This is a genomic window from Variovorax sp. Sphag1AA (assembly GCF_014192575.1).
Classification (GTDB): Bacteria; Pseudomonadota; Gammaproteobacteria; order Burkholderiales; family Burkholderiaceae_C; genus Variovorax.
In genome coordinates this window covers 325,232-345,862 of sequence record NZ_JACHYC010000007.1, presented here as the reverse complement: position 1 = coordinate 345,862, position 20,631 = coordinate 325,232, and the positions used below count along the sequence as shown (strand labels likewise).

Sequence of the window (20,631 nt, the reverse complement as noted above, 5' to 3'; positions counted from 1 at the left end):
GGTCGGTTGCAGCGCTTTGCGTTGTCCTACCGTTGCCTTGCCAACGGACGGAATGAGCGCGTCCGAATCTTCCCCCTTGAGGACTCAAGGCTGATCGATGAGCCTTGCGGACTGCAGCACTGCGACCTTCGAGTGATTTCGTGTTTACCCAAAGAGATATCGGAGCATGTCGAAGACAATCATTGAGCAGCTTGCAGACTTCACGGCAGGGAGTCGTTTCGATCAGCTTCCGGATATCGTAGTTGAAGAATCCAAGCGCATCGTTCTGGATTCCATTGGCTGCGCGGTGGCGGCGACCGAGCAGACCAAAGGCCGCATTGGCATCGACTATGGCCGCCTGCTGGGCGGCTCCGTCAAAGGCAATGCCACGATCATGGGCACAGGTGATCGCGTGTCCGTCGTGGGCGCAGCGTTCGCCAATGGCGAGCTCATCAACGCTCTCGACATGGACTGCGTGGTGCCGCCCGGCCATGTCTCACCCTATGTACTGCCTGGCGCACTCGCCATGGGCGAAGCACTCGCGTCGAGCGGCAAGGCTCTGATCGAGGCAGTGGCCGTCTCACATGAGATGAGCCACCGGTTCGGCAAGGCCATGGACAACCTGCGCGACACCAAGGATGGGGAGAGCACGCCGCCGAAGGTGTTTGGATATGCGAGTTCCATCTTCGGCGCCACTGCTGCGATCGGCAAGCTCAAGGGCCACGATGGCGAGCGTCTCGCTCACGCACTGGGGATCGCGGGTTGCATCTCGCCGGTGAACTTCCAGATGTCCTGGTATCAGCATCCGCCCTTCTCCACCATCAAATATCTCGTCGGCGGCGTCATGGCGCAGCAGGCGATGACTGCGGCGCATCTGAGCGAGTTCGGTCATCAGGGCGACCTTCACATCCTCGACGACCGCGAATGGGGATACCCCCGCTTCATCGGCACAACGAAGTGGGAGCCCGAGCACATCACGACAGGTCTTGGCAGCGAGTGGCTGTTTCCCACCCTCACCTCCTTCAAGCCATACGCTCACTGCCGCATCATGCACGCATCGATCGATTGCGTGATCCAGATCGTTCGCGACAACGACATCAAACCGCACGAGATCGATGCCATCAAGGTCAATGTGGAAGGATTCGCCGAGCAACCCATCTGGCTAAACCGGCAGATCGGTCATGTGAATGACGCCCAATTCAGCATGGCGCACGGCATCGCGATGGCCGCGCATCAACCTGGCCACGGCCGGGCATGGATGGATCCCGAGCTGGTATTCGGCACCTCGGTGATGGGGCTCATGGACAAGATCACGACCCAGGTCCATCCGGACTACGTGAGGCTCCTGACCTCCCACGGCGCAAGCCGGCCAGCACTGGTCGAGTTGCGCGCACGCGGACAGACCTTCGTGATGGAGAAGCGCTATCCGAAGGGCAGCCCTTCACCGGATCCCAGTACATACATGACCAACGACGAACTGGCGGCGAAATTCCGTCTGAACGCCGAGGGCGTGCTTGCAGCGGCGAACATCGACGCAATCGTCGATGCGGTCATGGGACTCGAGGATGTGAATGACGTGGGAGCGATCCTGCGCATGACCGGCGCTCGGCAAGCCGACGTCGCGAATAGGGTCGCGTAGCTGCGCGCTTCCGTACTTCGACCGCTATGACGGCAAGGTGCCGGACATACACAGAATTGCGGAGTCAATGCTGCAACTCGAGGAATTCGAGCAATGCTGACAGCGCTTCCTATCGCAGAGGTAGACGTCGGACTTCTTGCGAATGCCAGCACGACGGTAGACATTCCGTCCGGTATGAGCACTCCAACGAAGTCGCGCTCGACAAGGCAGGCTCAGCGAGACACGATGTTCTCCATTTCAGAGATGACCACGAGGATGACATGCGATCCGTTTTCAAGTGCACATTGCAGCGCCCGGCCCAAAGCAAAGCCGTTCCCAGCCTGAGGATTCGCGTTGCGCGAGGCTAATCCACAGATGAAGACCAGTGCTTCAGCCATCCGCGGGACTCCGAAAACGGGTCGCACTACAACTCGCTTCGGCTCGTCCGAACCCATTGTCGATACGACGTGTGGCACCGTTCGCGGTGTTCTTCAGGAAGAGATCTATACCTTCAAAGGCGTGCCGTACGGTGCTGACACGGGAGGGGCCAATCGGTTCCAGCCGGCGAAGCCCATAGCGTGGCCGGGTATCCGTGACGCGCTTGACTTTGGGCATCGCTCGCCGCAAGACAGCCGCGAAAGCGGTTCGAGCTTTGCGTCGTTCATAGACCCTAGCCCGATGTCTGAGGACTGCCTGGCACTCAACATCTTCACGCCTTCCATTGCGAGCGCGGGCCATCGCCTTCCCGTGATGGTGTATTTGCACGGTGGCGCTTTCAGGGGGGGCTCTGCCGGGGCGCCCTTTGTGAACGGCGCGAACCTCGCGCGAAAGGGCGTCGTCATCGTTTCCTTGAATCATCGGCTCAACCTATTCGGCCACCTTTATTTGGGCAATGCTGACGGAGGAAAGTACATCGATGCCGGCAACGTCGGAATGCTCGATATCGTCACGGCGCTGAGATGGGTGCGAGACAACATATCGCAGTTCGGCGGAGACCCGGGCAACGTGACGATTTTTGGTCAATCCGGTGGAGGATCCAAGGTAGCCGTGTTGATGGCCATGCCATCGGCACATGGACTTTTTCACAAGGCAATCATTCAAAGTTCCTCTTCAGCACTGAGGCAAGCGACCATTGATGAAGCTGAACGGAACACGTACTACTTCCTGGCGGAGCTAGGCCTGGATCGACGGCGTTTGGCGATGCTGCACGAAATCCCCGCAGCGGTGCTGGTGTCGGCCATGCTCTCAGCCAGACGATCCGCCGGTCGCATAGACAACTATCGCCCTGTCGTTGACGGCCGCGCGCTGCCATGCCAACCGTTCGAAGAGCCTGCGGTGCGGCTCTCAAGCAAGGTGCCTCTGATGACGGGCTGGTGCGAGAACGAGCAGAGATTGCTTTTCTCGGGCACCCCGGCCATCTTCCAGGAAAGCGCGAGCGAAGCGCTTTCGGACACCGCGCGAGTGCTTCGTGTTTCGACTCCAGAGGCCCAAGGTCTGATGAACGTTTATCACCGGAGCAGACCCGCGGACACACCAGGAGACACGTACTGTCAGGTTCTCGGCGACCTCCGGTACCGGCGGACCGTCTTGGGCCTCGCAGAACGTCAGATCCAGCATGGCGGGAGCTCCGTCCATGTCTATCTGCTCAAGTGGAAGACGCCAGTTCGCGACGGGCTCTTGCGCAGCCCGCACACGCTCTGCATACCGTTTGCCTTTGCGAATATCGACATCCCTGGCGGCATCACAGGCAGCGAACCAGACCGATACGTGTTGCAGGAAGAAATGTCGGAAGCCTGGGTTGCCTTCGCGCACCGCGGCAATCCCAACCACTCATCCCTTCCGTATTGGCGCCCCTACTCTCTTCCAGAGCGTTCCACCATGGTCTTCGACAGCAAAACCTTTCTCGATACCGATCCGTTGCCCGAAGAACGGTCTGCCTTTGAGGCCTACCCTCGCTATGTACCGGCGATCGGCGAAGGCTGAGGGACAGAACGCCGGCGCATCACCGCCAAGAGCGGCCTCTTCGGTGCTTTCAGCGCCGCAGAGCGAGCAGCGCACAAGACTCACAGCCAGTCGTGGGGGATCAGCAGTCCCAACAGCGCTGCACCAATCTTTCGGTTGATCTCGGCCTCAGGCTCGCTGAGGTAGATTGAGTTGTGCCCCGCTCTTCGATTCACCCACTTCAACTGCCCCTCGGGACCAACAACTACCCTGTAAGAACTTGATTCAAAATCCATCAATGAAATGATCTCGCGAGCCAGCGCTTCGCTTCGGATCATCACACCCACTTCAGTGTTGTACTGTTCGGACCGACCATCGAGGTTCATGGACCCGAGGAAAACCGACTTGCGATCAAAGACAATTGTCTTCATGTGAAGGGCTGCGTAGGTCGTGCCAAACTGTCCTAGCCGCCGTTCACTCCGGGCAAGCGTCGGGCTCAGTTCGTACAGATCCACCCCCATCTCGACCATGTCCCGCCGGTACTCGAGATATCCCGATCGGCTGGACATCGCTATGACGCCGTCGTGATTGACCGGCGACCCGAGCATCACGAAACTTTCCCGGTCAATCTCGCGAAGGTCGATACTCGCCGTTCGCGCGGTCCGACGGCATGCCAACCTCCCGAGTCGCTTTACAGCATTAGATCCTCCTGTCGTTCCCTGACCGTCACACCGTTCTAAAGGATCCCGCCGCGCAAGGTCGCGGATGTTCCCAATCCAAGCTTTGTCGCACCTTGTGTTCGCAAACCTTCTTGGGTCGCTCGCTTCGGTGGTGGTTGGAGCATCGTGGATAGTCGCGCGACGCGGCTGGATAGCGGGTTGCCCACCTTCAGATGTCTTCCCGTCGGGGAATCCGCGAGTTGGGGAGGAAGCATGAACAGCCTCGAGGAGTCGCGCGCTTGACGGTATCGAGACCGCCCGAGATCATCGCGGGAATGGGTGACTGTGAGATCGCAAATCGAGGCGAGACTGGAAGAGTATTTCGGAAGGTTGCCGTGCTTCTTTTCGTCTGGGCCGCATCTATCGGGTTAACGGGGTGTGCCAGTCTTCCCAACGCTGCTTCGGTTCACCGACCCGCATCCTTCTCGACGGCGGTTCCAAGCGACACGCGCCTCGCCTGGACGGCGAAAAAGGCGTTGGCGAAGATACAGTATGCCTCCGCGTTCAAGTTGCTGCCGGTCGCATCAGGGGCGTATCAGACGTTGATCGAGCTTGTATCGCAGGCTGAGGCTTCCGTCGACTTGCAGACCTTCGTACTGCAGGGTGATGCCTCAGGCACATTGCTGTTGAAGGCGCTGCGGGATGCGGCTGGACGTGGAGTGCGTGTTCGAATCCTGATCGACGATCTACACACGGACTCGGCTGAACTGCTGCTTTCGAACTTGGCCGCCTTCAGGGGCGTGGAGGTCCGTTTGATCAATCCGTTCACCGGGCTGCGCGGCTCACGGGAGTCGAAACTTCTCTCATCGATGTTTGCATTGGACCGCGTGAACCACCGCATGCACAACAAATTGCTGGTGGCCGATAACGTCCTCGCCGTGATCGGGGGTCGGAACATCGGAGACTCTTACTTTATGCGCGCAGAAGACGGTGAGAATTTCATCGACCTTGATGCGCTCGCTGCCGGCGTTGCAGTTCAACAGATGTCTGCGTCCTTTGACGAATATTGGAACAGCGAGTACGCGTGGCCTATCGATGGCATCGTTGCGCCAAGCGGTGAGGCCTCTGCCCGGCGAAGTGCATTTGATCGCGCGGTGGAAAAAATTGGTTCACTGCCTCCTGATCACGGAGTCCTCGAGCATTTGCAGGTGTACGCGACCGCGCCGGATGAGTTGCGCACTGGCTCCCTGAATCTCACTGGTGCGGACGCAGAGGTTGTCGCTGATCCCGTGGACAAGCTCTCGGGCACGCGCGTCGGCGACCGTCGTGGCACTGTGCGTGCGTTCATTGGCGTCGCTGGCCTGGCATCCACCTTCGAGGTATTTACTGTTTCCCCATACTACGTGCCCGGAAAGATCGGCATTGAATCGATGCGAGAGAACCGGGCTAACGGGGTGCGGTTGCGAGTTTTGACCAATTCACTCGCTTCCAGTGACGAACCGGCGGTCCACGCGGGATACCTCCTCGTAACGTGCAGCAGCCCCGGACGTATGGCGTCCCCCTCCTGCCCCCTCGGTATCAAAGGCAGGTCTTCATTGTGTCCGCCTCAAGCCGCGCAGCAGTGAAAGGTAAGCCATATGGCTAACGTTTTCCAAGCGGCTTTACGCTAATCACAGACTTTGTGTCTGCCGCCCTCTTTCCACCGATAACATCGAGCAGAAAGTTGGCAAAGACCTTGACCTTGGCAGAGCCGACACGCGTCTTCGGCATCACAAGGTAGAGCGTCCTTGCGGGGGAGATCCAATCCGCGTAGACGTGTATTAGCGAACCCTCGTCGATAAAGGGGGAAGCGTTCCACGAGGAAGCGTCATGACGTGCTTTGCTATCGATCTAGGATGTGCATACCAGACTTTCTCAAGCTCGGGATGATTTGCGATATGTCGGAGCGCCTCTCGAAGCAGTTTGATTCGGAAGGGATGTCCCATTACGTGAGCGTGCACCGAAATCGCGAAGACCAGCGGTTGCGCCTCGCACTGACACAACATTTCCTCAAACTGGTCAACCACCATGTCTGCGTAATCCTGAGCAGACTGATGTCGAAGCAAAACCACGATTCCGTCGTTGACCTCGAGTGGATAGGGCATTGACAAAATTGGCCCACTTCGGGTGTCGAGCCAGAATGGCTGGTCATCGCAGTACCAGTCCATGACGTATTGGTATCCCGCCTCCTTGAGCAAGTCGATTGTTACGGGAGTTTGCGACAGGCCCGGGCCCATCCAACCCGTTGGGGGACTGCCCTCATGTTCCGCGATCGTGCAAGTGACTTGGCGAATGAGATTTGCCTCATCCACTTCCCACTTGCCAGCTTGTCGCTCGGACTGGGTTCTTCCGTGCGCAACAACCTCATCGCCACGCTCTCGGATGCGGCGCATGATTTCGGGGCAGCACTCATACAACATCGAACTGGTGTTGTGCGCCGCAGGCATGGAGAACTCATCGAGCACGTCAAGAAGGTTCCAAACACCCACCCGTAACCGCCGCCTTTGCCGCGCTGTATTGAGGACTCCAATATGCGTTCCCCGTTCGCCCGGTGATGGAGGACATATTGACAATCGACCCCTTCGCCGACTTGAGGGCGGGCAGGGCGGCTTTGGTCAAGAAGAAGGTGCCGCGGACATTCCAGTCCATCACTCGGTCGTACTCATCCTCCGTGACATCCTCGATCTTCAAGGCAGTATGAGCACTGCCGCCAGCGTTGTTGACCAGCGTGTCGAGCCGTCCAAATTTGGCCAAAGTACCTTCAAGGATTCTTCGGCAGTCTTCGACGACCGCGACATTCCCCGGAACCGTCAGAACTGCATGCCCATCTTCTCGAAGGCCCCGAGCTGCGACTTCAAGCGCGTCGGCATCAATGTCATTCAGCACGACCTTCTGACCGGTGTTCGCCATGGCCTTTGCAATCGCCAAGCCTAAGCCTCTGGCTGCCCCGGTGACCAGTGCTACTCCTGCCAAGGCTTGGTCCGTGCCTCCCGCTTCATTAGGTCCCATACATTCCTTTTGATCGAACGTGCGTACTTCCCATCAAGTGCGCTTCGCGAGAGATCATTGCCCACGCACTGCTTCGGGCGCAATTCACAGACAGTTAAAAGATTTTTTAGGACATCCACGTACGTCGCATCCGTTCAGGTGGTGGGTCGGCTCGCTTGATCCGCGGCGAACCATCAACGCCGTGTCCGCCATAAGCACATTGCGCGAATAGCTGTGTGCGTGCGAAAGACAGGGGGCCGGCTGTCGCGTGAGGCGAATTGAAAGACTGTCGCCCAACCCTAATTGCGGCTGACAAACTTTGAGACTGCGCACCTGGCATATCACTTGCCCGACAGAGAGTCCTTTCCTGTCATCTGATTCGCGGCTCGCCTTCAGCCGCCAGTGGACGAGGCTGAGTGATATGACCCTTGTGGTCGAACGATGTCCAAAAGATCAAACATGAATGTGTTAAGTCGCCTGTGCGCCGTCATCCTGGCGGTTTCCTTCGGCCTAGTGGCCATGGGGAAGGCGCACGCCACCTATCCCGACAAACCGATTCGACTGGTTGCGCCCTACGCGGCCGGCGGCCTCACTGACATCCTGGCGCGCTCTCTTGCACAGGAACTATCCAATCGCGTCGGTCAACCCGTCATCGTCGAGAACCGGGCCGGCGCAGGCGGCATCATCGGCACGGACTTCGTCGCAAAGGCGCCCCCGGACGGGTACACCCTGGCCCTCCTCAGTCAAGGTCTGGCGAGCGTCAACGCCTCGCTGTACCCCAATCTTCCGTACGACACGCAACGCGACTTCACACCCATCTCGCTGATCGCCAAGTTCTCAATGGTCTTGGTCGGCAACCCAGCGCGCACCTCCGAATCGGCGAACCAACTGATCGATCAGGCGCGCAAGAATCCCCTCGCACTGACATACGGTTCTGCGGGCAACGCATCCACAGCGCATCTGACAATGGTCATGCTGAACGATGCTACGGGCACAAAGATGCTGCACGTGCCTTTCAAGGGCGAGGCCCCCGCTCTCACAGAGCTGGTCGGCGGCCGCATCGACAGCATTTTCGCGACCGTTGGTGGTGCGCTTCCGTTGATCCAGGGCGGCAAGCTGCGAGCGATCGCTGTGGCCGACAAGACCCGAAATTCCCAACTCCCGGACGTACCCACATTGCGCGAGACCGGCGTCAAGGATTTCGAGGTGTTCGGGTGGTACGCCGTGCTCGCACCGGCAAAGGTCCCCCCAGAAGTCGTCACGCGCCTGAGCAAGGCACTCATGGCTATTGGCAAGGATGCCCAGTTCCAAAAGTCCATGATCGCACGCGGCATCGAAGCCGTTGGCAGCACCCCCGACGAGGCGGCCAAAACGATCCGCGACGAGACGGCACGCTGGGGCGCCATCGTCAGGAAGGCAAACATCACCGTCGATTGAGCACTACAGCAAGCGCTATGGCACGGCACGACAGGAGAAAACATGCCCGAACCGCAAGACGTTCGCAATGACTTCCCAGACTTCGGAGCCCTGCTCGGCCTGAAGATCCACTTGCCTGAATCAGGTGTGGCCGAACTCGAGCTCCCGCTCGCGCAATACCACTGCAATCGCCTCGGCACCGTCCATGGTGGCGTGATCATGACGCTGCTGGATACCGCCGGGATGTGGGCATGCACCGATGGTGGGAAAGCACCGGTTTGCCCCACCGCGTCAATCAGCTGCAGTTTCCTGAAGGCAGCGCGCCTCGCCGATGCACGCACTTTGAAGGCCCGGGGCGAGGTCACTCGCAAGGGAAGAACGATGTACTTCGTCAACGTCTCCGTCGCAGTTGGCGACGAGCTCGTTGCCACCGCACAGGGCGTGTACGTCGTTCCAGCTTCAGAACGGAACTGACCGTGCCATTGCATCGAACCTCAACCACAGTTTCCAAACTCGACACCCACAGAATCTAGATGAAGCGTCGCCAATTTCTCGCCGCACTCTCCGCGGCCCCCGTCGCAGTGCCCCGCCTTGCATTCGCTCAGGATTTCCCTGCCAAACCGATCCGGCTGATCGTTCCGTTCGCCGCCGGCGGACCCACAGACGCATTGGGTCGCGGTTTCGCACTCCTACTCTCGGAAGTACTCAAGCAACAAGTCATCGTCGACAACAAAGGCGGTGCCGGCGGCAACATCGGCATCGACATGGTGGCCAAGGCCGCACCCGACGGGTACACGATTGGCTTGGGCACCAATGGGCCACTCGCCGGCAACTTGGCTTTGTTCAAGAGCATGCCATACGACCCTGCCCGCGATCTCGCGCCGATCGCACGCTTGGCCTTCGTCCCCAACGTGATTGCCATCCACCCTGCTGTTCCGGCAAAGACGCTGGCGGATCTGATCGCGCTACTGAAGGCCGAGCCAGACCGCTATAGCTTTGCCTCGGGAGGCAATGGCACCACATCGCACTTGGCTGGCGAGTATCTGAAGGTCAAGACCGGCACCCGAATGACCCATGTTCCCTACAAAGGCGACGGCCCGGGGCTCAGCGATGCCCTCGGTGGGCAAATCCCGATCATCATCGCCAGCGTGACTGCCACTGCACCATACGTACATAGTGGCAAGCTGCGCGCACTGGCTGTGACCTCGGCTCAGCGCATGCCCTCGCTCCCCGACGTTCCGACGGTGGCCGAAGCGGCAAGATTGACGGGCTTTGACTTTTCCGCTTGGTATGCCTTGGTCGGACCGGCTCGGATGCCGCCCGAGATCGTCAGCCGGCTCAGCGCCGCCAGCTTACAGGTGGCCGAATCGCGCCAAATGAGCGACCGCCTCGCCACTTTGGGCGGCGTGCCCGCACCCATGAACGCGGAGCAACTCGGAAAGTACATACGGGCCGAGATTCCGCGCATGGCCCAGGTCATCAAGGAGACCGGCGCTAGAGCCGACTGATTGAGTCGACTCAATCAGCAAGCAGCCGGTGTAGGCCGTTCGGAGAACCGCGCGTCTCTCCGTTGGGGGAGCGATTGAAGCCAAGACCTCGTACTCCCTCGCAATCGTCTTGACGAAGCCAATCAGGCGAGCGAGTACCGGCGGTCACCTCTAAAGAAGCTGGTTGCGTGCAGCGTCAGCAGGCTCCAGAACCTCCCTGCCTTCAGCATTCCCGAAAGCTCCAGCCGGTCGTTGCCGCGTCAGGATGCGATGGAAGTATCAGCCCTGCCCGCGATTGAAAGGAGAACCATCGAGGACGTCAAGCAGCAACCCTTTTCCACCCCGACCCAGACCTTCGCCGCCGGCTTGCCAATGCACCTGATGGCGCTGCGGCTGACTGTGGATCGTACGTTCGAAGTGGTCAACGTGGAGGCGTCGATGCCCCGGACGCCGTTTCAGGCGGTCTGTCCTGAAGCTACGAAGGCGATGCAGTCACTGGGGGGTTGCAACCTTCTCAAGGGTTTTCGGCGCGCAGTTGCTGAACGCCTGACGCCGCGTGTGCGTTGTACCCATCTGGCGGAACTGGTCGCGTTGCTGCCTACGCTTGCCGTGCAGGCGCTCGTTCAAGGCAAGGCCGAGTCCGAGCTGCCGAGTGACAAGCCGCCGCTCAAGCTCGACGGTGCAGCAACCTTGAGCTGCGCACCGTGCCCGGCGAAAGCCGTCATTCGGGCTTGATCTGGGCCGCCTTGATCACTGGTTCCCAGCGCGCGATCTCCGCCTTCATCTTGGCGGTGAGCACTTCCGGGCCGCCTGCATCCTTAGAATTGGCGCCGACCGCCGTGAGCCGCTCCTGCATGACGGGCCTTCCCAGGGCCTTGGCGATTGCATCCCGCAGGTGATTCACGAGCGCAGGCGGGGTGCTCTTCGGAACCATGAAGCCCCAGGAGGTGGTAGGCGTGAAATCCTTGTAGCCGAGTTCGACCATCGTCGGTACGTTCGGAAGCAGCGGATCGCGCTGATTCGAGGTCACCGCGACGGCGTTCAAGCGGCCGGACTTGATGTTGGGAAGCACATCGCTCATCGTGGCGAAGTAATAGTCGAGCCGGCCGCCGATCAGGTCGGCCATGGCCGGCGAATTGCCCTTGTAGGCCACGCTGACGGCATCGATGCCCATCGAGCGCTTGAATAGTTCACCGGACAAGTGGCTCATCGAGCCGACGCCGCCGTGGCCGAACGAGACACCCTTAGGGTTGGCCTTGGCGAATGCAATCAGGTCCTTCACCGTCTTGTTCGAACCCGTGGCAGGCGTCAAGAGCACCAAGGGAGCTTCGAAGGTGTAGGCGATCGGCGTGAAGTCGCGGAACAGGTCGTAGGGGAGGCCTGGCTGCAACGCCATATTGACGGCCAAGGTGCTCGAGTACTCCAGGATCGTGTAGCCGTCGGCGGGCGCCTTGGCCGCGTACTCGGTGCCCGGAATCGCGTTGCCGCCCGCGCGGTTCTCGACGATCACGGGTTGCCCCAGCACGTCTCCCAGCTCCTGCCCGAGCGCGCGCGCGAGCAGGTCGCCCGAACCGCCGGCACCGAAGGTGACGATGATGCGCAGGGGCTTCGACGGGAACTTGTCCTCGGCGGACGCCGTGTGTGACAGCCCAATGGCCAGGACCGACAGACCTGCGTGGATGAAACGTCTTCTCTTGATCATGAATCGAGTCTCTTGAATGGTTTTGAGTTGCGACTACCAGGCGCCTTCGAGAAGCGTCAGCAGTTCGGCGTGCGACTGCACGCGCCGCGGCCCGCGGCCGATGAACCAGTCGGCCATCGCAGCGTGCGCGATCGGAGTCAGTTCGTCCTGTTCGACGCCGATGTCGCGCAGCCGGCGTGGCAGGCCGAGTCGCGCGAAGAGCGACTCGATGCACTGCGCCACGAATGCGGGGGAAGCCTGCATGCTGCCGCTGGCCGACCCGTGCAGAAGACTTTCGGTGATGCGCGACGCAGCACCGGCTGTAGCCGGCGCGTTGAAGCGAATCGTGTGCGGAAGGACGATGGCGTTTACCAGGCCGTTGGCGACGTGGGTGCGGTGGCCGATCGCGTGGGCCAGGACCGACGCCAATCCGCCGCCAGCCTGTTCCGTGCCGCGTCCGCAGAGCAAGGCGGCAGTCGCCAACTGTTCGCGGGCGACCGGATCGTCCGTTGACGGACGGCCGAGATTGTCGGCGGTGAGGCGCAGCGCGTGGCGTAGCAACGCTTCCGATATCGGATCGCAGCGCGGCGATTCGAGCGCTTCGACGGCGGTCGAGAGCGTATTGAGGCCGGCGCTCTTCACCAGCTCGGAGGGGGCTGAGCTCAGGAACGCGGGGTGCAGGAAGAGGGCCCTGGCACGGGTCTTGGGATCGAAGAGGGCAACGCGCTCGCCGTTGTCCGGATCGAGCACGGCGCTCCCCGCCTTTACGAAGGCGGTGCTGGGCGTGGTGAGCACACCAAATTGCGGCAACTTGATGGCGGGAAGTCGAGGGCTTTCGAAGGTGCCGTCCGCCAAGCGCCGCGTGCAAAGGGCGCGGGCAGGCTGCCGTTCGGCAAGAAGGATGGCGGCGGCGCGCGCTGTCACCGCGGCCGAGCCGCCGCCGACCGCGATCACCGCGTCGGCGTCGGTGTTCGCGAGCGCCCTTGCGGCTTCTTCGATCGCTGGCAGTGGGCTGTGCGAGCGTACGCCGTCGAATGCGCCTGCCCATGCGGATCCGAGAGCTTCCCGCAGAAGCTGCATGCCTTCGCTGCGGGCCACGGACTTGCCGCTGACGATGACGGCGCGGCAGCACTTGACGCGCTGAAGTTCGCGCGCGAGAGACGCGAGGCTGTCCGCGCCGCTGTAGACGCGGAGTTCGGCAGCAAGGTGCTGGAAGGGCATGGCGTGAATTTAGAGCTCAGGGGCAAAGGTGCGCCGCGACGGCCCGCAGCGAGTTGCCGGCGATGCGCGGTGCAGGCCGCGGGCGGTATGCTCTGTTCGCTTCTGCTCCCCTACCCGAACGGACACTCTCGCCAGCATGGAACTTCGACACTTGCGCTATTTCATGGCCGCGGCGGAAGAAGAGCATTTCGGCCGCGCGGCCGATCGGCTGCACGTGACCCGACCTGCGGTCTCGCAGATCATCGCCGACCTTGAGAGCGAACTCGGGACTGCGCTTTTCGAGCGCTTGCCGCACCAGGTCAAGCTGACGGCTGCCGGCCGCGCCTTGCTGCCCAGGCTTCAGACGGTCATGGACGATCTGAACGAGTCGCTCTCCATGGCGAAGCGCGTGGGCGAAGGCCGCACTGGCGCGCTCAACATCGGCTATGGCGGGCTGACGCTGCTGCACGGGCTCTTCCGCGCCGCCGTCAAGAGATTCCACGAAGCCTGTCCGGACGTCGCGCTGTCGCTGATCGAGCTCGCGACAATGATTCAGCCAAAGGCGCTTGCGGAGGGCAGGATCCATGCGGGCTTCATGCACTTCGGACCGGGCTCCGCGCCGCTGCACGGCAAGGGCGATGGGGGCGTGCGGGCGCAGGACGAGGCGGTCCTCGACTGGATCACGATCCAGTCCGGGGGACTCGGGGTCGCCGTGCCGAACGACCATCCGCTGGCGAAGCGCGAACGCGTCGCGCTGGCCGAGCTTGCGCAAGAGCCCTTCGTCGTGGTGCCACGCTCGAGCAGCAGCCCTGGCTACGGACCAATGTTCTCGCTGTGCAAGGACGCAGGGTTCGAACCGCGGATCGTGCAGGAGGTCAGTTCGGTCGCCTCGCAGCTCAATCTGATCTCGGTGGGAATGGGCATCGGCCTTGCGGTCATGGGCAAGGGCTTCAGCTATCCGTCGAGCCTGGCGGTCATTCCACTCCAGGATGTCGACTACGTGACGCATTTCGTGTTCGGCTGGGTCAAGGGCAGGCGCGATCCTGTACTCGATCGCATAATCGCGATCGTCGAGGAACTGGCTGGGTCCCTTTGATGGCATGTGCGTGCGTTCGAGTGGTGGTCAGCGGCACTGGAATTGCGGCTTGCGCTTTTCCTTGAACGCGCGCACCGCCTCCAGGTGGTCTTCGCTGGTGCGTGCGATCGGCAGGTTGGAGGCTGCGATGTCCAGCGCCGTGTCCAGGTCCTGGCCTTGACTCAGGCGTGCCACGCGTTTGATCAGCTGGACCGATATCGGCGCGGCGTCCGCCACCTGGCGCGCGAATGCGTAGGTGCGCTCCATGAGTTCGTCGTCCGCGAAGACACGGTTGACGAGGCCGATGCGCTCGGCCTCCGCAGCGTCCACCCAGTCGCAGCTCCACAACATTTCGAGCGCCTTAGCCATGCCAACGATGCGCGGTAGCAAGAAGGCGCCGCCGCCGCCCGGGATCAGTCCCATGCGCGCGTAAGTCTCGGCCAATCGGGCGCTGTGGGCAGCGAAGCGGATGTCGCAGGCCAACGCGATATCCAGGCCGCCGCCCGTCGCGAAGCCATTGAGCGCGGCGATGATCGGCTTGTCGATCTCGGCCATCTTGCGCGGCAGCCGTTGGATGCCCTGTATAAGCCGCTCCTTGATGCGCGCGGGAGACAGGGCCGCACTGGCGCCGAAGCTCTCCACGTCGCCACCCGTGGTGAAGGCGCGGCCGGTACCCGTGATCACGATGACGCGCACCGCCGGATCGATGCGGCAGGCCTCAAGCGCATCGACCCAGCGGTCCAGCATGTCGTCGGTGAAGGCGTTGAGCTTTTCAGGACGGTTCAACGTGATCGTGGCGACACCACGATCGATCGCGAGGCCGAGCAGTTCCGACATGGCGCCGCCGCCCTAGCGCGTGGCCTCGGCGGCCACGTCGTCCTTGCGGATGTCGCGCAGCCCCGTCTTGCCATGATGACGGTCTGCGACCTTGTAGCCCAGCGCGTCCTCGGCAATCATGATTTTCTGGACGTTGGCGGAGCCTTCGCCCGTGAAGAAGAGGTCGGCATATGACTTGAGCCACGACACCCGGTATTCCCGTGCCAGGCCATAGCCGCCGAAGATCTGTTGCGCCTTGTCGGCGCACATCTTGGCGGTCTGCGATGCGTGGTACTTGGCCATCGCGGCGATGCGGTTCGATGGCTGGCTGGCATCCATCATTTGCGCGGCTTTGTAGACCAGGGCGCGGCTCGCCTCGATCGCCACGGCCATCTCGGCGATGTCGGACTGGATCATCTGCAGGCGCCCGATCGCCTGACCGCGCAGCGTTCGCTCGTTGGCGTAGCGCACCGCATCTTCGAAGCAGGCGCGCGCAACACCGAGTGCCTTGCCGGCCACCGTCACGCGTCCCGCCTGCAGCGTGCGCATGATGATCTTGAAGCCGTCGCCTTCCTCGCCGAGCCGGTCTTCCACTGGCACGACGAAATCATCGAGGAAAAGCACATTGGTGCGCAGTGCGTTCGAAAGGCCGAGCATGGAAATGGGCTCGGCCTTCCAACCTGGATATTTCTTCGGCTGGACAATGAAGGCCGAGACGCCCTTGGCGCCGGCGTTGCGATCGGTGCGTGCGAGCAGGATGCCGACGTCGGTCTCATTGGCCATCGACGCCCACATCTTCTGCCCGGTGATGCGATAGACTTCGCCGTCGCGCCGGGCGAAGGTTTTCAGGTTGCCTTCGGCGTCGGAGCCGCCGCCCGACTCAGTGAGGGACATCATCCCAATCGTCTTGCCCGCGAGCAGGTTAGGGACGTACTTCTGCACCTGCTCGGCGGTGCCCCCGAAGTAGATGGTGCTGGGGCAGGTTGATCCCTGCTGGTTGTTGCAGGAGGAAAAGCGTACGTCATTGCGCGCCATCTCCTCTTGGATCACGGCCGCGGCGAGGTAGCCCATATTGCTGCCGCCGACCGATTCCGGAAACACCGCGCCGTACAGACCGGCGGCGCCGGCCCTACTGATCACTTCACGCGGGAACTCGCCACGTTGTTCATAGCCGTCCATGACCGGGTTCACTTCCGCCTGCATGAAGCGGTTGACCATATCGCGCACGGCCTCAATTTCCTCCTCGGTGGATGGGTCCATCAGGTGCTCCTGTTTCGATGTTCGGGTGTAAGTGTTGCGCACGGGTATCAGGCGGAATGCACAGCGTCCTTCTGTCTGGATTCGCCCGCGCCGGCCTGCCGGCCAGCGCCGAACGCGCCGGCCTGTTCGAGTCTCGCGATCTCCTCGGCGTCCAGGCTTAGCGCGTGACCCAGCACGGCGTCGCGCTGCTCGCCCAGCCGGGGCACGCGCAACACGCGGTCGTCATCGTCGAGCCAGGCGGGATTCGCAGGCAGCGTGAAGGTACCTCCGAATCCGTCCTCGACTTTGCACAGCGCGCCACGCCGCCGAAGATATGGGTCGTCGACCACTTCCTCCATGCTCAGGATGCCGGCCACCGGCACGTCGAACTCGACCAGCCTGGCGGTGATCTCGGCGCGGGTGTGGACGCGGGTGAAGGACTCCGTGATGGCGTGCACCTCGTGCTGGTGACGCATGCGATCGTTGTAGGTCGCATAGCGCGGATCGGATGCCAGTTCCGGCCGACCTATCGCCGCACAGAGCCGTCGCCAGAAGTCGTCGCGGTTGCAGCCGATGTTGACCGCGCCGTCGGCAGCCGGGAAGGCACCGTAAGGCACGCCGTGGAAATTGTTGGAGCCCGCGAAGTCCGACACGGACTTCTCTTCGATCTGCGCGCGACTCAGCGCGACAGACACCATCGGCAGCATGCATTCGACCAGCCCGACGTCGATGACCTTGCCGACGCCGTACCGCTCCTGGTTGCGCAGCGCGAGCAGGATGCCCGCATGCGCGGACACAGCGGCCATGATGTCGCCGAGGGCGAATCCGCACCATACGGCGTTGCCCTTGTGATCGCGCGTGAGGCCGGTCGCGCCTGCCATGGCTTCGGCCACCATGGCGAGGCCTGCGCGGTCGGCGTACTCGCCGGAATTCTGGAGGCCGAAGCCGGAGATACACGCGATCACGAGACGCGGATAGCGGGCGTGCAGTACGTCCGGATGGATGCCGAGTCGTTCCAGCGCGGAGCTGCGCATGTTCGTCACGAACACGTCAGCGCCCTGGAGAAGACGGTCAAGGATGTCGGCCGCTTCGGCATTCTTCAGGTCGAGCACGACGCTGCTCTTGCCACGGTTGAGCGAGGCGTAGTAGGCCGTCACCTCGCCTTCCTGGGCCTGACGTGCAGGCGGTCGATGTCGCGTGAGTTCGCCGCCCGGCGGCTCGATCTTGATCACGTTGGCACCCTCGTCGGCCAGCATCTGGCCGCAGTAGGGCCCGGCGATGAGGTGGGCGAGTTCGATCACCTGGATGCCCTCGAGGGGCCGTGATGCAGCTCTGGCAGTGGGCATTTTTACTCGGAGTAGAGAGCGGGGTTGGTGTCGAATTCTCGGGATGCGGCAGCTGCGAGTCGAGTTGGCTTTTCTAGCGGTCACGGTTAGTTCTGCTGACCGTCGTGCGATGCCGGCAGTGGCATGGAGATTGCGGCTTCGTCGGCATGAGCACGCAACACACACCGATCGGTCCGAGTGCGGACCGGGCTCCCCTGGCGGGCATCCGCGTCGTCGATTTCAGTACCTTGCTCCCTGGACCGATGTGCACTCTGTTATTGGCGCAAGCCGGTGCGGAAGTCATCAAGATCGAGCGACCAGGCAGCGGTGACGAGATGCGTTCCTATGCGCCGAAGCTGGGCGACGACGCGGTGAATTTCGCGCTGCTCAATCAGGGCAAGCGATCGTTGGCGCTCGATCTCAAGGACCCGGTTGCACGCGAGCAGGCAGTGGAACTGGTGCGTACTGCGGACGTCGTCGTCGAGCAGTTCAGGCCCGGCGTGATGGAGCGCCTGGGCCTCGGATATGCCGACATGCGGGCGTTGAATCCTCGACTGATTTATTGCGCCATCACTGGATGGGGACAGGAAGGGCCGCTCGCGAACATGGCGGCGCACGATCTGAACTACCAGGCCGAGACGGGCCTGCTGGGCTTGGCAGCAGGCGCGGACGGTTCGCCGGGGATTCCCAACGCGCTGGTCGCGGATCTCGCCGGCGGCGCCTATCCGGCAATGATGAACATCCTGCTGGCCCTGAGGGCGCGCGACGCCGACGGTCAAGGTCGGTTCATCGATGTCGCGATGGCGGACAACCTGTTCACTCTCATGTACTGGGGTCTGGGCAATGGCTTCGCAGCCGGGGAATGGCCCACACCCGGTGGCGATCTCGTGACCGGAGGCACGCCGCGATACCAGGTCTACAAGACCCTGGATGGTCGCTTTCTGGCCTGCGCGCCGCTCGAGCAGAAGTTCTGGAACAACTTCATTCGCGTACTCGAAGCGCCTCACCTGCACGCCGACGGCTCGGATCCGGCCGGAGTGCGCTCGGCGGTTGCAGCCATCGTCGCCACTCGGACGGCCGAGGAGTGGACGAGGCGCTTCCAGGGGGTCGATGCGTGCGTCTCGGTCGTGAAGTCGCTGCAGGAGGCGGTGGAGGCGCCGCAGTTTCGAGACCGCGGCGTGTTCGCCGGTCGGCTGGCGGCTGCGGACGGCACCGAGATTCCGGCATTGCCGCTGCCACTCGCACGGAGCGTTCGGCAGGCGGAACCGGCGCGCGGCTTTCCCGCGCTCGGGGAGGCGAGCGCGGGCCTTCCATCTGCGGCGGTGCCAGTCCCGCGGTGATGCTCAAGCATGCTGCAGAAGCCATCGCCACCGGTCAGGCTGAAAAGATCCTGGTGTGTGCAGGCGAGAACCGGGCGACCAGGCAGAGCCGGGACGCCGCCGTGGCCGCCCTCATGGCGGTGGGGCATCCCTACTATGAACAGCCGTACGGCGCATCGATACCGAGCTTCTACGCGATGATCGTCAATCGTCACATGCACGTGCACGTGCATGGTACGACCCGCGAGCAGATGGCCCAGGTCGCGGTCAACACGCGCGCCCACGCGCTGTTGCATCCCAATGCGCACATGAAGAAGCCGCTGTGGCTGCAGGAGGTGCTCGAGGCGAAGCCGATCGCCGATCCCGTGGGAATGCTCGACTGCTGTCTGATCTCGGATGCCGGCGGCGCCTTCATCGTGACCAGCACTGAACGCGCCGCGGACCTCAAAGCCTGTTTACCTGCAGGGCATCGGCGAGTTCCACACGCACGAGCATCTGATGTGCGCGCCGAGCCTGACCGAGTTCGGCGCCATCGAATCGGGTCGCATCGCCGACCAGATGGCCGGACTCGGTCCACAAGATATCGATGTCGCCGAGTTGTACGACTGTTTCACGATCGTGCCGATCATTGAATTGGAGGAACTCGGCTTCTGCAAGCCCGGCGAAGGCGGAGCATTCTTCGCAGAGGGCCATGCACGTATCGGCGGCAGGTTGCCGGTCAACACCCACGGCGGCATGCGTGTCCCACGCGCACGCGCATGCGGGTGCGGCAGGCGGCCTGTTCGGCATCGTGGAAGCGGTGCGCCAACTGCGTGGCGGGCTCGGCGAGCGCCAGGTCAAGGACGCAGAGGTCGCCATCGTGCACAACGAGGGCGGCATCCTGTCGTCGCACTGCACCGTGATCCTGGCCAACGCCAGAGGCTGAAGCCCCCACCCCCTGAACGAAGAGACGCAAAGGAAACGTCATGACCATTGAGCCCCCGCCGCGCGGCCGCTACTACGAGGATTTCGAGGTGGGCAGCGAGTTCGTCACGCCTGCTCGCACGATCACCTCGACGACTTCACGAGATCCGCCATGTTGCTCAAACGCGCAGGCTCGCAGCCTTCGATGCAAGATGCCCCCAGTTATTTCACCGGCCAGGTCCGAATCGATCCTTTGAACGCGCCGCCCGAACCGGCCAGCGTTTCGTGTGCGAGCGTCACGTTCGAGCCGGGGGCGCGCACTGCGTGGCACACCCATCCGCTTGGACAGACCTTGATCGTGACAGCCGGATGCGGCTGGACGCAGTGCGAAGGCGAACCCATCGTTGAGATTCGCCCAGGTGACGTCATATGGTGTCCTCCGAGACACCGTCACTGGCACGGCGCTACACCAACGACCGCGATGACCCACATCGCCATTCAAGAAGCGCTTGACGGCAAGAACGTCGAGTGGATGGAAAAAGTAAGCGACGCTGTGTATCTCGCGGGGCCTCCTGCAGCAACCTGACGAGGTTTTCGAGGAATCACTGCGCGCTTTGCGCCCCGTTCGAGTGATCGCGCTACTTGCGGGTAGTCGTGGACGCTTTATGACGTCGCATTCATGAAACAGGTTCAACAGGCTTTGCAAATGTTGCCGTCTAGTGCCACCGCGCGCGACTAGGTAGATTTGAACCATCGGCCGGTAACGCCCAAGCACACACAAAGAAGATGGTTTGACGGTCGGTTCCCCGTAGCTGCGCAGATGCGCTGAGAAACGAATGCCGTTGGGGTCGCCAACTGGTGTACTGCTGTCCGCTTCCCGTTCGACCTGGCCGGACACGCGCACTTTGGGCGACCTCGAGCGCTACTCCGCAGTCTCCTGGCTCCT

Annotated in this window: 20 protein-coding genes and 1 pseudogene; 12 read left to right on the top strand and 9 right to left on the bottom strand. The window is 62.1% G+C overall.

Translation table 11 applies throughout. The annotated features are described in order from the left end of the window. Positions 1-166: 166 nt before the first annotated feature. Positions 167-1,618, top strand: a complete 1,452-nt coding sequence (locus FHW64_RS27570; RefSeq protein WP_184531407.1) for an MmgE/PrpD family protein — start codon at positions 167-169, stop codon at positions 1,616-1,618. Between the two features lie 212 nt (positions 1,619-1,830). Here FHW64_RS27570 and FHW64_RS27565 read toward each other — a convergent pair whose 3' ends face one another. Then, a complete protein-coding gene (locus FHW64_RS27565; RefSeq protein WP_184531406.1) occupies positions 1,831-1,995 on the bottom strand; it encodes a hypothetical protein in 165 nt (54 codons plus the stop codon). Here FHW64_RS27565 and FHW64_RS27560 point away from each other — a divergent pair. Then, positions 1,973-3,580 carry a carboxylesterase/lipase family protein gene (locus FHW64_RS27560; RefSeq protein WP_184531405.1) on the top strand — a complete coding sequence of 536 codons (1,608 nt, stop codon included), beginning with the start codon at positions 1,973-1,975 and terminating at the stop codon, positions 3,578-3,580. The two genes, FHW64_RS27565 and FHW64_RS27560, sit on opposite strands and share 23 nt — an antisense overlap. Positions 3,581-3,660: 80 nt before the next feature. Here the strand turns inward: FHW64_RS27560 and FHW64_RS27555 are convergent, their stop codons facing one another. Beyond that, positions 3,661-4,146 carry a phospholipase D-like domain-containing protein gene (locus tag FHW64_RS27555; RefSeq protein ID WP_260306427.1) on the bottom strand — a complete coding sequence of 162 codons (486 nt, stop codon included), beginning with the start codon at positions 4,144-4,146 and terminating at the stop codon, positions 3,661-3,663. A 446-nt stretch (positions 4,147-4,592) separates the two neighbouring features. Between FHW64_RS27555 and FHW64_RS27550 the strand changes: the two genes are divergently transcribed. After that, on the top strand, positions 4,593-5,822 hold the full coding sequence (locus FHW64_RS27550) for a phospholipase D-like domain-containing protein (RefSeq protein ID WP_184531403.1): 1,230 nt from the start codon (positions 4,593-4,595) through the stop codon (positions 5,820-5,822). A gap of 195 nt (positions 5,823-6,017) precedes the next feature. On the opposite strand, the gene FHW64_RS27545 is transcribed toward FHW64_RS27550, so the two are convergent. Together FHW64_RS27545 and FHW64_RS27540 are read right to left on the bottom strand one after the other, a co-directional pair. After that, complete coding sequence (locus FHW64_RS27545) at positions 6,018-6,701, bottom strand: polysaccharide deacetylase family protein (RefSeq protein WP_184531402.1); 684 nt, start codon at positions 6,699-6,701, stop codon at positions 6,018-6,020. A 1-nt stretch (position 6,702) separates the two neighbouring features. Then, complete coding sequence (locus FHW64_RS27540) at positions 6,703-7,245, bottom strand: SDR family NAD(P)-dependent oxidoreductase (protein ID WP_260306403.1); 543 nt, start codon at positions 7,243-7,245, stop codon at positions 6,703-6,705. A 438-nt stretch (positions 7,246-7,683) separates the two neighbouring features. Between FHW64_RS27540 and FHW64_RS27535 the strand changes: the two genes are divergently transcribed. The 4 genes from FHW64_RS27535 to FHW64_RS27520 all read left to right on the top strand — a co-directional run bounded on the left by FHW64_RS27535 (position 7,684) and on the right by FHW64_RS27520 (position 10,862). Further along, a complete protein-coding gene (locus tag FHW64_RS27535) occupies positions 7,684-8,661 on the top strand; it encodes a tripartite tricarboxylate transporter substrate binding protein (protein ID WP_184531400.1) in 978 nt (325 codons plus the stop codon). A gap of 42 nt (positions 8,662-8,703) precedes the next feature. Further along, the gene (locus FHW64_RS27530) at positions 8,704-9,114 is read left to right on the top strand and encodes a PaaI family thioesterase (protein ID WP_184531399.1); all 411 of its coding nucleotides are present in this window, start codon (positions 8,704-8,706) and stop codon (positions 9,112-9,114) included. 59 nt (positions 9,115-9,173) lie between these two features. Next, positions 9,174-10,148 carry a tripartite tricarboxylate transporter substrate binding protein gene (locus FHW64_RS27525; RefSeq protein WP_184531398.1) on the top strand — a complete coding sequence of 325 codons (975 nt, stop codon included), beginning with the start codon at positions 9,174-9,176 and terminating at the stop codon, positions 10,146-10,148. Positions 10,149-10,397: 249 nt separating this feature from the next. Next, positions 10,398-10,862 carry a DUF2889 domain-containing protein gene (locus tag FHW64_RS27520; RefSeq protein WP_184531397.1) on the top strand — a complete coding sequence of 155 codons (465 nt, stop codon included), beginning with the start codon at positions 10,398-10,400 and terminating at the stop codon, positions 10,860-10,862. Here FHW64_RS27520 and FHW64_RS27515 read toward each other — a convergent pair. Then, positions 10,849-11,829, bottom strand: a complete 981-nt coding sequence (locus FHW64_RS27515; RefSeq protein ID WP_184531396.1) for a tripartite tricarboxylate transporter substrate binding protein — start codon at positions 11,827-11,829, stop codon at positions 10,849-10,851. The genes FHW64_RS27520 and FHW64_RS27515 overlap by 14 nt on opposite strands. A 33-nt stretch (positions 11,830-11,862) precedes the next feature. Next, positions 11,863-13,029, bottom strand: coding sequence for an iron-containing alcohol dehydrogenase family protein (locus FHW64_RS27510; protein ID WP_184531395.1), 1,167 nt, complete (start codon positions 13,027-13,029; stop codon positions 11,863-11,865). A gap of 136 nt (positions 13,030-13,165) precedes the next feature. On the opposite strand from FHW64_RS27510, the gene FHW64_RS27505 reads away from it, so the two are divergent. Further along, a complete protein-coding gene (locus tag FHW64_RS27505; protein WP_184531394.1) occupies positions 13,166-14,104 on the top strand; it encodes a LysR substrate-binding domain-containing protein in 939 nt (312 codons plus the stop codon). 27 nt (positions 14,105-14,131) lie between these two features. Here the strand turns inward: FHW64_RS27505 and FHW64_RS27500 are convergent, their stop codons facing one another. Genes FHW64_RS27500 through FHW64_RS27490 form a run of 3 tightly spaced genes read right to left on the bottom strand, consistent with a single transcriptional unit; the run spans position 14,132 to position 17,484 of the window. Then, positions 14,132-14,920: an enoyl-CoA hydratase/isomerase family protein gene (locus FHW64_RS27500; protein WP_184531393.1), complete on the bottom strand. Its 789-nt coding sequence runs from the start codon at positions 14,918-14,920 to the stop codon at positions 14,132-14,134. Positions 14,921-14,932: 12 nt separating this feature from the next. Then, positions 14,933-16,159: an acyl-CoA dehydrogenase family protein gene (locus FHW64_RS27495; RefSeq protein WP_184531392.1), complete on the bottom strand. Its 1,227-nt coding sequence runs from the start codon at positions 16,157-16,159 to the stop codon at positions 14,933-14,935. Between the two features lie 47 nt (positions 16,160-16,206). Beyond that, entirely contained in the window at positions 16,207-17,484 is a 1,278-nt protein-coding gene (locus FHW64_RS27490; protein WP_184531391.1) for a CaiB/BaiF CoA-transferase family protein, read from the bottom strand. Positions 17,485-17,630: 146 nt separating this feature from the next. Between FHW64_RS27490 and FHW64_RS27485 the strand changes: the two genes are divergently transcribed. The 4 genes and pseudogenes from FHW64_RS27485 to FHW64_RS27475 all read left to right on the top strand — a co-directional run bounded on the left by FHW64_RS27485 (position 17,631) and on the right by FHW64_RS27475 (position 20,271). After that, positions 17,631-18,803 (top strand): CaiB/BaiF CoA-transferase family protein, encoded by a 1,173-nt coding sequence (locus FHW64_RS27485; protein ID WP_184531390.1) that lies wholly within the window; start codon positions 17,631-17,633, stop codon positions 18,801-18,803. 477 nt (positions 18,804-19,280) lie between these two features. Beyond that, a pseudogene (locus FHW64_RS34915) lies at positions 19,281-19,460 on the top strand (thiolase C-terminal domain-containing protein); the annotation flags it as partial. Between the two features lie 61 nt (positions 19,461-19,521). Then, on the top strand, positions 19,522-19,707 hold the full coding sequence (locus tag FHW64_RS34535; protein WP_260306399.1) for a thiolase C-terminal domain-containing protein: 186 nt from the start codon (positions 19,522-19,524) through the stop codon (positions 19,705-19,707). Between the two features lie 150 nt (positions 19,708-19,857). Continuing rightward, a complete protein-coding gene (locus FHW64_RS27475) occupies positions 19,858-20,271 on the top strand; it encodes a cupin domain-containing protein (protein WP_184531389.1) in 414 nt (137 codons plus the stop codon). Positions 20,272-20,631 lie beyond the last annotated feature (360 nt).